Consider the following 12004-nt stretch of genomic DNA (forward strand, 5'->3'; position numbering starts at 1 on the left):
CCATTTCGATCTAGAATCCGGAGTCTTTCATTTCGTAATGTTCCGGATCGCTCGGGCGGCAGGCGCGCCCCGGAATGCCCCCTCGTCCACCTGCCCCATCGGAGTCTTCATGTCGAATCCGCGCACCCGCCTGCTGCCGCTCGCCGGCGCCCTCGCCCTTGCCGCGGCCGCATTCGCGCCGCCGGCCCATGCGGCCGAGGAAGTGAGCCTGTACACCACCCGCGAGCCGAAGCTGATCCAGCCGCTCATCGACGCGTTCGCGAAGCAGAGCGGCGTCAAGGTCAACACGGTGTTCGTGAAGGACGGCCTGCTCGAACGCGTGAAGGCCGAAGGCGCGCAATCGCCGGCCGACGTGCTGATGACGGTCGACGTCGGCAACCTGCTCGACCTCGTCGACGGCGGGCTCACGCAGCCGGTGCGCTCGAAGGCGCTCGACGACGCGATTCCCGCGAACCTGCGCGGCGCGAACGGCGACTGGTACGCGCTGTCGCTGCGCGACCGCGTGCTGTACGTCGAAAAGGACCTGAAGGTCGACGCGTTCCGCTACGAGGATCTCGCCGATCCGAAATGGAAGGGCAAGGTCTGCATCCGCTCGGGCCAGCATCCGTACAACACGGCGCTCGTCGCCGCGATGATCGCGCACGACGGCGAAGCCGCGACCGAGCAGTGGCTGCGCGGCGTGAAGGCGAACCTCGCGCGCAAGGCGACGGGCGGCGACCGCGACGTCGCGCGCGACATCCTCGGCGGCATCTGCGACGTCGGCCTCGCGAACGCGTACTACGTCGGCCACATGAAGAATGCGGAGCCGGGCACCGACGCGCGCAAGTGGGGCGACGCGATCAAGGTCGTACGACCGACGTTCGCGAACGCGAAGAGCGGCGGCACGCACGTGAACATCAGCGGCGCGACGGTCGCGAAACACGCGCCGCACAAGGCCAACGCGGTGAAGCTGCTCGAATACCTCGTGTCGCCGGAAGCGCAGGCGCTGTATGCGCAGGCGAACTACGAATACCCGGTGCGCGCAAACGTGAAGCTCGACCCGGTGATCGCGAGCTTCGGCGCGCTGAAGGTCGATCCGCTGCCGCTGGCGGACATCGCGAAGCATCGCAAGCAGGCGAGCCAGCTCGTCGACAAGGTCGGCTTTGACAACTGACGCACCGTCCGCCGGCGCGCGCCGCCAGCCGTACCGGCCGCGCCTGCGGCCGCGCGCGGGCAGCCTGTGGCTGCTCGCGGCGCTGACGATCGCCGCGGCGGTCGCGGCACCGCTCGCGGTGCTCGTGGCCGCCGCGTTCGACGCCGATCTCGCGCACTGGCGGCACCTCGCCGAATTCGTGCTGCCGCAGGCGCTCGTCAATACGCTGCTGCTGCTCGCGGGTGTCGGCGCGATCGTGTCGATCGTCGGCACGGGCTGCGCATGGCTCGTCACCGCCTACGACTTTCCCGGCCGCCGGATGCTGACGTGGGCGCTGCTGCTGCCGCTTGCGGTTCCCACCTACATCGTCGCGTTCGCATATCTCGACCTGCTGCACCCGATCGGCCCCGTCCAGGGCGCGATCCGCTGGCTGCTCGGCTTCGACAGCCCGCGCCAGTTCCGCCTGCCCGACCTGCGCTCGCTGCCCGGCGCGATCTTCGTGCTCGGCTTCGTGCTGTATCCGTATGTGTACCTGAGCACGCGCGCGATGTTCGTCACGCAGTCCGCGAGCCTGCTCGAAGCCGCGCGCACGCTCGGCGCGGGACGCGTCGCGACGTTCTGGCGCGTCGTCGTGCCGCTCGCGCGGCCCGCGATCGCGGTCGGCGTGAGCCTCGCGCTGCTCGAAACGCTGAACGACATCGGCGCATCGGAATTCCTCGGCGTGCAGACGCTGACCGTATCCGTCTATACGACGTGGATCACGCGCTCCGATCTCGCCGGCGCCGCGCAGATCGCACTCGCGATGCTCGCGATCGTCGTCGGCATGATCGTGCTCGAACGCTACGGACGCCGCCGCCAGCGCTACGCGCATGGCCGGCGCATGCGGCCGATCGCGCCGCGCCGCCTGACCGGCGCGGCCGCGTTGGGCGCCGCCGTGCTCGGCTGGCTGCCCGTGCTGCTCGGCTTCGGCGCGCCGGCCGCGTACCTCGCGGTCGAGACCGGCAAGCGGCTGCATCTCGTCGGTGGCGTATCCGCGCAGTTGATGACGAGACTCGCGAACACGCTGACGATCGCCACCGCCGCAACCGCCGCGACGCTCGCATGCGGGCTCGTCGTTGCATGGGCCGCGCGCGCGCAACGCGACAGCGCCCGCGCGGGCCCTGCCCGCGTGTGTGCACGAATCGCCAGCCTCGGCTACGCAGTGCCGGGCACCGTGCTCGCGATCGGCCTGCTGATCCCGTTCGCGGCGGTCGACCGGCTGTTCGGCGCGACGCTCGGCCGCGACGGACTGATGCTGATGGGCTCGGCGACGGCGCTCGTGATCGCGTACACAGTGCGCTTTCTCGCGATTCCGGCCGGCAGCATCGAGGCCGGCCTCGCACGCATTCCGCCGTCGCTCGAACAGGCATCGCGCTCGCTCGGCGAGACGGCCGGCGGCACGTTGCGCCGCGTGCACCTGCCGCTGCTGCGGCCCGCGCTCACGACGAGCGCGCTGCTGGTGTTCGTCGACGCGATGAAGGAACTGCCGGCGACGCTGCTGCTGCGTCCGCTGAATTTCGACACGCTCGCCACCTGGCTGTATGCGGAAGCCGCGCGCGGCACCTATGAGGAAGGCGCGGTCGCCGCGCTCGCGATCGTGCTGGCCGGGCTCGTGCCCGTGATCCTGCTCGCCCGCACCCGCCACAAGATCGGAGCCTGATACCGTGAACCTGCTCGAACTCGATGACCTCTGCGTCGCCTACGACACGCCGCACGGCCGCCGCACGGTGGTCGACGGGCTGAGCCTCGCGCTGCCGCGCGGCGACATCGGCTGCCTGCTCGGCGCGTCGGGCTGCGGCAAGACCACCGTGCTGCGCGCGATCGCCGGCTTCGAACCCGTGCGCATGGGGCGCATCGTGCTGGACGGCGCGCCCGTCGCCGCGCCGTCGCTCGACGTGCCGCCCGAGCGGCGGCGCATCGGCATGATGTTCCAGGACTACGCGCTGTTCCCGCACCTGAGCGCGGCCGACAACGTCGCGTTCGGCCTGCGGCGCATGCCGAAGGCCGAACGCCGTACGCGCGTCGCGGAGATGCTCGAACTCGTCGGCCTCGCCGAATCCGGCGACGCCTATCCGCACGAACTGTCGGGCGGCCAGCAGCAACGTGTCGCACTCGCGCGTGCGCTCGCACCGTCGCCGGAGCTGCTGCTGCTCGACGAGCCGTTCTCGAATCTCGACGTCGATACGCGCGAGCGGCTCGCGTTCGAGCTGCGCGACATCCTGAAGCGCACGGGCCACACCGCGATCCTCGTCACGCACAACCAGGCCGAAGCGTTCGCGATCGCCGACCGGATCGGCGTGATGAAGGACGGCCAGCTCGCGCAATGGGACACGCCGTATGCGCTGCACCACCATCCGGCCAGCCCGTTCGTCGCGGATTTCGTGCGCCGCGACGCGCTGGCCGACGAACGTGCGCGCGCACTGGCGCGCGGCCGCTGAACCCGCGCCGCCGGCGCGAGCCGCAACGGTGCCGCGCCTGTCGCGCGTCAGGCCGGCTCGGCAAGATCGCGCACGGGCAGCGCGGTCGAATACTTGATCTGCTCCATCGCGAACGACGAGCTGACGTCGAACAGCGGCACCGCGCGAATGAGCTGCTTGTAGACGCGGTCGTAATCGTCGATGCTGGCCACCACGACGCGCAGCAGGTAATCGGTCTCGCCGCTCATCCGGTAGACCTCGACGACTTCCGGCATGTCGCGCACGGCCTGCGTGAAACGCTGCGCCCATTCCTCGGTGTGCTGGTTCGTGCGGATCGCGACGAACACGGTCGTGCCGACCCCGAGCTTGCGCGGATCGCACAGTGCAACCTGCGCGCGAATCGCGCCGGTTTCCTTCAGCCGCTGCACGCGCTTCCAGCACGGCGTCTGCGACAGGTTCACGCGCTGTGCCAATTCCGCGATCGGCAGCGTGGCATCCGCCTGCAACAGCTCCAGCAGCTTGCGATCGATGGCGTCCATTTCTCCAGTCCCTCGTAAATAGAAATTTATTCTATGCATCCTGCACAACGGGGAACAATATGGAAACCGCCTGCGTGCGTCGACCGGTATAAATACCAATCCGGCACAAGTGAATCCGCAGCGCGCACGATCGCGCGCCGGCACGCCCCCTTCAAGCGAAAAAGGCGACTCCACCCGTCAAGGTGGAGTCGCCTCAAGTGCCGCCTGTTGCGGCGCGCACGCCGCGTCCGGGCCAGGCCGGCGCCCACTTGGCACCAGCCGCCAAACCGCTCAATACGCGACCGTCGCGATCTCCCGCACGAAGCTGCCTTGCTCGAGCGCATCGACGAACGCGACCGCGTAGTCTTCCGCCGAGATCTTGCTGTTGCCCTGCGCGTCCGCGATCAGCTTGCCGGCGCCCGTGCGGAACGTGCCCGTGCGCTCGCCCGGTGCGATCATCGCGGCCGGCGCGAAGAACGTCCAGTCGAGATCGCCGACCGTCTCCAGGTAGCCGAGCGCATCGCGGTGCGCGAGCGCGACCGGCTTGTACGCTTCCGGGAAGCCCTCGCTGTCGACGAGCTGCTTGCCGGGCGCGACTTCGAGCGAACCGGCACCGCCCACCACGACGAGCCGCTTCAGGCCGGCCTGACGCGTGCCGGCGACCAACGCCTTCGCGACCGCGCCAACCTTCGCCGCATCTTCCTGTTTCGGACCGTACGCGCTCGCGACGACGTCATGGCCCGGCAGCGCGGCCGCGATGCTGGCCGCGTCGAACAGGTCGGCCGCCTTCGCGGTGATGCCGTCGCCGGCCGCGCCGGGATGGCGCGACAGCGCGGTCACGCGATGGCCGCGCCGTACGGCTTCCGCCGCGATGCGCGAGCCGATCATGCCGGTGGCGCCGAACAGCGCGATATTCAAGGAACGTTGCGTCATATCGATTCTCCACAAAGAAAAATATGTAACATTATTGATTACATATAAGACCGAAAAAAAAACGGGGCAAATCCCCGTTGCGCCGATCGCCGCGCCTGTGCGCCGCCCGGCTTCCTGCCCTGCCTGCCGCCGGTCACCCGCCGGCGCGCCCTGCCCGTTGCGTGCGCTGCTCCAGATCCAGCACGTCGGCCGTTACGTCGGCAAGCGTGCGCGTGGCGAGCGATGCCTCCATTGCGCGCTGCGCGTCGCCGATATAGTCGATCAGCGCGCGCTGGATGTGCCGCCCGACAAGGCACGCCGGATTCGGTGCCTCGCGATGCAGCGCGAACAGTTGCGCATCGTCGACCGCGCGATACACGTCGAGCAGCGTGATCTCGCCGGGCTCGCGCGCCAGCAGCGCGCCACCGCCCGCGCCGAGCTGCGACGTGGTCAGCCCCGCGGCCGCCAGCATCGACAGCAACCGGCGGATCAGTGCCGGATTCGTGTTCACGCTGCCCGCGACGATGTCGGACGACAACGGTACGCCTTCCTGCATCGACAGCAAGGCGAGCACGTGAACGGCAAACGCGAACCGGCTGCTGGTATTCATTCCTGACTCACTCGGCGACGCCGGCCCGTACCGCGGCCGGCGACAATGTGTAACTACTATAATTACATTTTGCGGATCATGCAAGCCCGCATCATTCTCCGCTTGCGGGCTTCGCGCCCGCGGCGTTCTGCTGGCTCCACTGCTGGAGTTTCTTGCCGGCTTCCGAGATCTTCGCACCGGCTTCCGACGCCGCATGCGCGACGACCGCGGAAGCCGCCGCGTCGATCTGCGCCTGCGCGGCCGATGCGAGACCGCTCGCGGACAGCGGCGGCACGGCCGACGCCGCGGACGCGATGCCGGCCTTCGCCGCGTTGATCTGCTGGTTGACGGTGCTCGCGACCTGGTCGAGCGCCTTGGCCGCATTGTTCGCGGCATCGGCGGCCGCGCTCGCGGCCGTATCGGGTTGGGCGACCGGCGCGCCGGACTTCTCGCAGCCCGCGAGCAACAGCAGCGCACCGACGGCTACCGCCGCCAGCGCGGACCCGGGCACGCGACGCGCCCACGATGTCTTCATGTTCATCAGCAATCTCCGGCCGCGCGTCGCGCGGCCTCGTGGTTGGACCGACATCGATGATACCGCCTGCGGAACAGGCCCAATGACGACCCGTGATTAAAAATGCCTTTCAATTTCGGACTCGTCTGATTCAATCGCAGGCACGACGCCCCTAAAGTAGGCACGCTTCAATCCGCTTCTTACGTGCCCCCTTTTTCCATGGCTTTCCTCGTCAACTGGCTCATCGCCCTGGCCGCGCTGCTCGCCGCCACCCTGTTCCTGTGCCTGCGCCCGCCGTCGGCGCGCCGTCTGGCCGAAGCCGGACGCCCCCGCCGCGTCGCGTCCGCGCGGCTGCTCACGCTGGCCGTGATCGGCTTCTGGACGGCTGCGCTGATCGTCGCGCACGGCATCCTCGGCCCCGACGGCGACGGCCAGTCGCTCGCGGGCTTCGCGGCACTCGCGTTCGCCGCACTCGGGCTGACGACCGTCGCCGCGTACTGGTCGGCGTGCGCGTTGCGGCTGCGCCGGCCGCGCGAACTGTTCGCGCGCCACTGACGCGCCAGATCGGTGCGTAGCGGCACGCGCCGACGCACCACGCCGCATCCACCCGTACGACGCACGCACCAGATCCGCACACTCCGCACCACATACGTGCACCCGATGCGGCCCTGGCATGCACCGCACTTGCGCCGATACCGGGCACGATTCACCGGAATGCCGCACCAGGTGGTGTCAGAGCACCAATTTCACGCGAACGTTCACCAAGTTGGCTCGATACTTGCGTTCCTTGCCCGTTTTTTTGCGCAAGGAAGCCACGGCATGGATGGTCTGAAATCCGGCGTCGACACACTGTTCCTGTTGATCGGCGCCGTCATGGTGCTCGCGATGCACGCGGGCTTCGCATTCCTCGAACTCGGCACGGTCCGCAAGAAGAACCAGGTCAACGCGCTCGTGAAGATCCTGGTCGACTTCTCGGTGTCGACGCTCGCCTATTTCTTCATCGGCTACACGATTGCGTACGGGGTCGAGTTCTTCGACGACATCGGCACGCTGTCGCAGCATAGCGGCTACGCGCTCGTGCGCTTCTTCTTCCTGCTGACCTTCGCGGCGGCGATTCCCGCGATCGTGTCGGGCGGCATCGCCGAGCGCGCGAAATTCAATCCGCAGCTCGTCGCGACGCTGATCATCGTCGGCTTCATCTATCCGTTCTTCGAAGGAATCGCGTGGAACGAACGCTACGGCGTGCAGGCCTGGCTCACGCACGCGTTCGGTGCGCCGTTCCACGATTTCGCGGGCTCGGTCGTCGTGCATGCGTTCGGCGGCTGGGTCGCACTGCCGGCCGTGCTGCTGCTCGGCGCACGTCACGGTCGTTATGCGAAGGACGGCCGGATCGCCGCGCACCCGCCGTCGAACATCCCGTTCCTCGCGCTCGGCGCGTGGGTGCTCGCGGTCGGCTGGTTCGGCTTCAACGTGATGAGCGCGCAGACGCTCGACAAGATCAGCGGCCTCGTCGCCGTGAACTCGCTGATGGCGATGGTCGGCGGCACGCTCGCCGCGTGGATGGCCGGCCGCAACGACCCGGGCTTCACGTACAACGGGCCGCTCGCGGGCCTCGTCGCGGTGTGCGCGGGCTCCGACGTGATGCACCCGATCGGCGCGCTCGTCACGGGCGCGGCGGCCGGCGCGCTGTTCGTCGCGATGTTCACCTGCGTGCAGAACAAGTGGCGCATCGACGACGTGCTCGGCGTGTGGCCGCTGCACGGGATGTGCGGCGCGCTCGGCGGCCTCGCGGCCGGCGTGTTCGGCCTGCCCGCGCTCGGCGGTCTCGGCGGCGTGTCGTTCCTGTCGCAACTCGTCGGCACGCTCGGCGGCATCGCGATCGCAACCGCCGGCGGCACGCTCGTCTACGGCGCGCTGAAAGCGACCGTCGGGCTGCGCCTCGACCGCGAAGCCGAATTCGACGGCGCGGACCTGTCGGTCCACCGCATCTCGGCGACGCCCGAACGCGATTGAGCGCCTGACGAACGCCCGACACGACATTACGTTTCCAATTCAAAAAACTTTCATCGAGCGTCCTTACACTTCCGTTCAGTTTTCAATTTGCCTTCGCGGAGCTTGCCGATCGCCCGCTTCCGCTTCGCGAAGGCCATTCTTCCAACAACTGAAACTGGACTCCACATGCCCGCGTTGCCCAATGCTGCCCGTCGTCAGGCCCTGAAGATCCTCGCCGGCGCGCCGATGCTGCCCCTTTCCGGTCTCGCGCTGCCGGCCCTGCTGACGGGTTGCGGCGGCGACGACAATCCGGCGTCGACGCCGGCCCCGGTCGCCGCCGCGTATACGTCGGCGACGTTCTCGGCGATGGCCGCGCCCACGCTCGACAATGCGGCCGCGATGGCCACGACGACGGTCGGCTCGACGCTGTCGGTGTCGTTCTCGGACGGCTCGTCGCGCAACTTCAAGCTCGCGTACCGGCCGTTCTTCGTGACGGGCGACATGGTGCCGGACGGCAAGGGCGGCACGACGCTCGCGGGCGGCTACTACGACATCAACAACCAGCCGATCATCGACCGTTCGGTAGCCGGCAAGGAGCGCCAGTTCTATTCCGACTGCCCGGACGGCAGCTCGCTGCTCACGCTGAAGAACGCGAACGTGCCCGGCGTGAAGGGCAACACGGTGTTTGCGGTCGTGCAGTTCGAATACACGACGCGCGACCAGGCCAGCGCATCGCAGTACGGCCAGTTGCCGTCGCCGATCGCGGTGCTCACGCTCGACCAGGATCCGGCCAACGGCGCGCTGAAGGTCGTGAAGTACCACAACGTCGACACGTCGAAGGCGCACGGCCTGTGGATCACCTGCGGCGCGAGCCTGTCGCCGTGGGGCACGCACCTGTCGAGCGAGGAGTACGAGCCGGACGCGACGAAGGTCGCGACCGACGCGCAGTTCAAGGCGTTCAGCAAGAACACGTTCGGCGACGAGACGAAGGCAAACCCCTACCACTACGGCCACCTGCCCGAGATCACCGTGAATCCGGACGGCACGGGCACCGTGAAGAAGCACTACTGCCTCGGCCGCATCTCGCACGAGCTGATCCAGGTGATGCCGGACCAGCGCACCGTGATGATGGGCGACGACGCAACCAACGGCGGCCTGTTCATGTTCGTCGCCGACAAGGCGGCCGACCTGTCGGCCGGCACGCTGTATGTCGCGAAGTGGACGCAGACGTCGTCCGCCGGCGCGGGCACGGCGACGCTCACGTGGATCAAGGTCGGCCACGCGACGAGCAGCGAGATCGAAGCGCTCGCGAACACGCTGAAGGCGTCGGACATCATGGACCTGACGACCATCGACCCGAACGACGCGAGCTACACGAAGATCCACTTCGGCGGCAAGTTCAACTGGATGCGCGTGAAGCCGGGGATGGAAAAGGCGGCCGCGTTCCTCGAGACGCACCGCTACGCGGCGCTGCTCGGCGGCAGCATGGCGTTCACGAAGCTCGAAGGCACGACGGTCAACGCGAAGGACAAGATCGTCTATACGGCGATGTCGCGGATCGAGACGTCGATGGTCAAGGGCAACGCCGTGTCGCGCGACGTCGCGGTGGACAAGAAGATCGCCGCCGGCGCGACCTACGCGCTGAACCTGAAGGGCAGCCAGCGCGACACGACGGGCAGCGCGATCGACAGCGAATGGGTGCCGGTCGACATGGGTGCGCCGGCCGCGCTGGTCGGCGAGGATCTCGCCGCGGCCGACGGGCTCGGCAACCTCGCGAACCCGGACAAGATCGCGAACCCCGACAACCTGAAGTTCTCCGAAAAGCTGCGCACGCTCTTCATCGGCGAAGACTCGGGCATGCACGTGAACAACTTCCTGTGGGCCTACAACGTCGACACGAAATCGCTCGTGCGCGTGCTGTCATGCCCGGCCGGCGCCGAATCGACGGGCCTGCACGCAGTCGACGAGATCAACGGCTGGACCTACATCATGAGCAACTTCCAGCACGCGGGCGACTGGGAATCGCCGCTGCACGACAAGGTCAAGCCGACGCTCGACCCGCTCGTGCGCGCGAACTTCAAGGATCGCTTCGGCGCCAGCGTCGGCTACCTGACGGCCGAGCCGACCAGCATCAAGCTCGCGAAGGCCTGACCGCTTCGCTTCGAGGGGGCCCGCGCCCTTCTTCATCACCGTTCATTCGTCGGCGCTCCACGCCGGTTTATGCGCGATGCCCCGTGCGGGCGTCGCGCTTTTTTTTGCGCGCACGCCGGGGGCGCGCGGCGACCGGTCGTCCGTCAACGCAGGCCGGACGGCGCCTGCCCCGGCAGGTAGCCGCCCGCGAACCCGGACAGGCTCGGGAAGCTCGCCGCCTGGGCAGGCGCGTCCGCGGCCGCGGACGCCGGCGCCGCGTCGCTGGCCGGCAGGCCGAGGCCGGGCGCGAGGTACAGGAACTTCCACTTGCGGTAGGTCTCCGCGCCCTCGAAGTCCATGTATCGCAGCGGAAATCCCGCCCGCTTGATCGTCGCCTGATCCGAGTTGCTGTATACGCCATAGAAGCGATCGTCCCGCCACAGGAACGCCCAGTCGTTCTGTCCGGTAATCGGATCCCGGTACGCGCGGCGCAGATGATGCATCGGCTTGACGAAGCGGTTGTCGTCCAAGAGATCGTCGACGGTTTGCGGGTACGCGCGCGCCAGACGGTAGTAGCGGACGATCGCCTTCCGGTACTGATCGCCGGCGAACAGCAGTTGCCGCTCGTCCTCGCGGCGCCGTTGCAGCGACCAGACATCCAGTGCTCCTGCCAGTGCGATCGACATCAGCATCAGTGCGATCAGCAGCGCCAGCAGCACGAGCCCGCGCTGACGCACGGCACGCGGGCGGCCGCGCATCGCGCGCGCGTGCGCGATGTCGCGCGCCGTCCGGCCAGCCCGGCTCATTTCGCCGCTCCGGTCGCGCTCGGCGGCGCGCCCTGCGGGCTGCTCGCGGGCGCCACGTCGTAGACGCCCGGCTTCGACTCGTCCGGCGACGCGACCGCCGCCCATTTGTCGTCGCCATTCACCGGATCGAGCGGGACCGAACGCAGATAGTGCTTCGCGACCAGTTCGTCGAGCGTCTCCGGGTACTGGCCGTTGTCGCCGTAGTACTGGTCGATCGCATTGCGCATCACCGCGATGTTCTGCTGCCGGACCTGTTCCTTCCCGTGCTCGATGCTGTGCATGTAGCGCGGCATGGCCAGCGTCAGGAGCAGGCCGATGATGGCCATCACGACCACGATTTCGATCAGCGTGAATCCGCGGGACCTGCGCGTGCGAGCGTGTTTCATGTTGCACCGTCACCATTGTTTGTACGGGATGCCGTTGATGCCGACGACCGCGGATTTCGACGTCACGTCGAACACGTCCTTGCCGGCCTCGGCGCTCCCGGATGCGTCGCCGGCCGCCGGACCGCCGGCCGCCGGATCCAGCGGCGTGCCGTACGCGCGCACGTCCCAGGTCTCCTCGGCGGGCGTGTCGGGATCGCCGGCGAAGAACGGATCGCGCGGCACCCGACGCAGGAACATCAGCAGGCCGCCTTTCGGATCCCGGGCGTTCTTCACGCCGGTCACCAGCACGGTCAGCGACGGCGGATAACCGGACGCTTCTGCTTCCTTTTCGATCTGCCCCGCATCGCTTGCGTCCTTGTACGCGTCGAGCGCGGTGCGGATCTCGCGCAACGCGGCGCTCAGCTCGTGCTCCTTCTGGCGCTGCACGACCAGCTCGGAAAACGGCATGACCGCGAGCGCGAGTATCGCCACGAGCGCGAGCGTGATCACCATCTCGATCAGCGTGAAGCCACGCTGCCCGGGACGGCCGGTGCAGCCGCTGCGCGTCGTGCCGGTCCGGGTGGCCACGG

13 protein-coding genes are annotated in these 12004 nt (G+C 68.3%); 6 read left to right on the forward strand and 7 right to left on the reverse strand.

Features of this window, described 5'->3' with window-relative positions; genetic code table 11:
* Positions 1-109 precede the first annotated feature (109 nt).
* From JYG32_RS08270 to JYG32_RS08280, 3 genes are read left to right on the forward strand one after another with little or no spacing between them, the layout of a single operon-like run.
* Positions 110-1153, forward strand: coding sequence for a Fe(3+) ABC transporter substrate-binding protein (locus tag JYG32_RS08270; protein ID WP_174383033.1), 1044 nt, complete (start codon positions 110-112; stop codon positions 1151-1153).
* A complete protein-coding gene (locus tag JYG32_RS08275) occupies positions 1143-2831 on the forward strand; it encodes an ABC transporter permease (RefSeq protein WP_213265264.1) in 1689 nt (562 codons plus the stop codon). The genes JYG32_RS08270 and JYG32_RS08275 overlap by 11 nt, the downstream gene beginning before the upstream one ends.
* A gap of 4 nt (positions 2832-2835) precedes the next feature.
* Complete coding sequence (locus tag JYG32_RS08280) at positions 2836-3609, forward strand: ABC transporter ATP-binding protein (protein ID WP_174383031.1); 774 nt, start codon at positions 2836-2838, stop codon at positions 3607-3609.
* A 47-nt stretch (positions 3610-3656) separates the two neighbouring features.
* Here JYG32_RS08280 and JYG32_RS08285 read toward each other — a convergent pair whose 3' ends face one another.
* The 4 genes from JYG32_RS08285 to JYG32_RS08300 all read right to left on the reverse strand — a co-directional run bounded on the left by JYG32_RS08285 (position 3657) and on the right by JYG32_RS08300 (position 6148).
* Positions 3657-4127 (reverse strand): Lrp/AsnC family transcriptional regulator, encoded by a 471-nt coding sequence (locus tag JYG32_RS08285; protein WP_213265265.1) that lies wholly within the window; start codon positions 4125-4127, stop codon positions 3657-3659.
* Positions 4128-4397: 270 nt separating this feature from the next.
* Positions 4398-5039, reverse strand: coding sequence for an NAD(P)-dependent oxidoreductase (locus JYG32_RS08290; protein WP_174383030.1), 642 nt, complete (start codon positions 5037-5039; stop codon positions 4398-4400).
* A gap of 133 nt (positions 5040-5172) precedes the next feature.
* A complete protein-coding gene (locus JYG32_RS08295; RefSeq protein ID WP_213265266.1) occupies positions 5173-5628 on the reverse strand; it encodes an Rrf2 family transcriptional regulator in 456 nt (151 codons plus the stop codon).
* Positions 5629-5719: 91 nt separating this feature from the next.
* Positions 5720-6148 (reverse strand): hypothetical protein, encoded by a 429-nt coding sequence (locus JYG32_RS08300; protein WP_174383028.1) that lies wholly within the window; start codon positions 6146-6148, stop codon positions 5720-5722.
* A 192-nt stretch (positions 6149-6340) separates the two neighbouring features.
* On the opposite strand from JYG32_RS08300, the gene JYG32_RS08305 reads away from it, so the two are divergent.
* The 3 genes from JYG32_RS08305 (at position 6341) to JYG32_RS08315 (ending at position 10264) form a co-directional block, all read left to right on the forward strand.
* Positions 6341-6676: a hypothetical protein gene (locus tag JYG32_RS08305; RefSeq protein ID WP_213265267.1), complete on the forward strand. Its 336-nt coding sequence runs from the start codon at positions 6341-6343 to the stop codon at positions 6674-6676.
* 264 nt (positions 6677-6940) lie between these two features.
* Positions 6941-8134 carry an ammonium transporter gene (locus tag JYG32_RS08310; protein WP_213265268.1) on the forward strand — a complete coding sequence of 398 codons (1194 nt, stop codon included), beginning with the start codon at positions 6941-6943 and terminating at the stop codon, positions 8132-8134.
* Positions 8135-8299: 165 nt separating this feature from the next.
* Positions 8300-10264, forward strand: a complete 1965-nt coding sequence (locus tag JYG32_RS08315) for a PhoX family protein (protein ID WP_213265269.1) — start codon at positions 8300-8302, stop codon at positions 10262-10264.
* A gap of 143 nt (positions 10265-10407) precedes the next feature.
* On the opposite strand, the gene JYG32_RS08320 is transcribed toward JYG32_RS08315, so the two are convergent.
* Genes JYG32_RS08320 through JYG32_RS08330 form a run of 3 tightly spaced genes read right to left on the reverse strand, consistent with a single transcriptional unit; the run spans position 10408 to position 12002 of the window.
* Positions 10408-11049: a type II secretion system protein gene (locus tag JYG32_RS08320; protein WP_213265270.1), complete on the reverse strand. Its 642-nt coding sequence runs from the start codon at positions 11047-11049 to the stop codon at positions 10408-10410.
* Positions 11046-11435 carry a type II secretion system protein gene (locus JYG32_RS08325; RefSeq protein ID WP_213265271.1) on the reverse strand — a complete coding sequence of 130 codons (390 nt, stop codon included), beginning with the start codon at positions 11433-11435 and terminating at the stop codon, positions 11046-11048. The genes JYG32_RS08320 and JYG32_RS08325 overlap by 4 nt, the downstream gene beginning before the upstream one ends.
* A gap of 9 nt (positions 11436-11444) precedes the next feature.
* Complete coding sequence (locus tag JYG32_RS08330; protein WP_213265272.1) at positions 11445-12002, reverse strand: type II secretion system protein; 558 nt, start codon at positions 12000-12002, stop codon at positions 11445-11447.
* Positions 12003-12004 lie beyond the last annotated feature (2 nt).

Origin of the sequence: Burkholderia pyrrocinia (genome assembly GCF_018417535.1) — a bacterium.
Taxonomy (GTDB): Bacteria; Pseudomonadota; Gammaproteobacteria; order Burkholderiales; family Burkholderiaceae; genus Burkholderia; species Burkholderia pyrrocinia_E.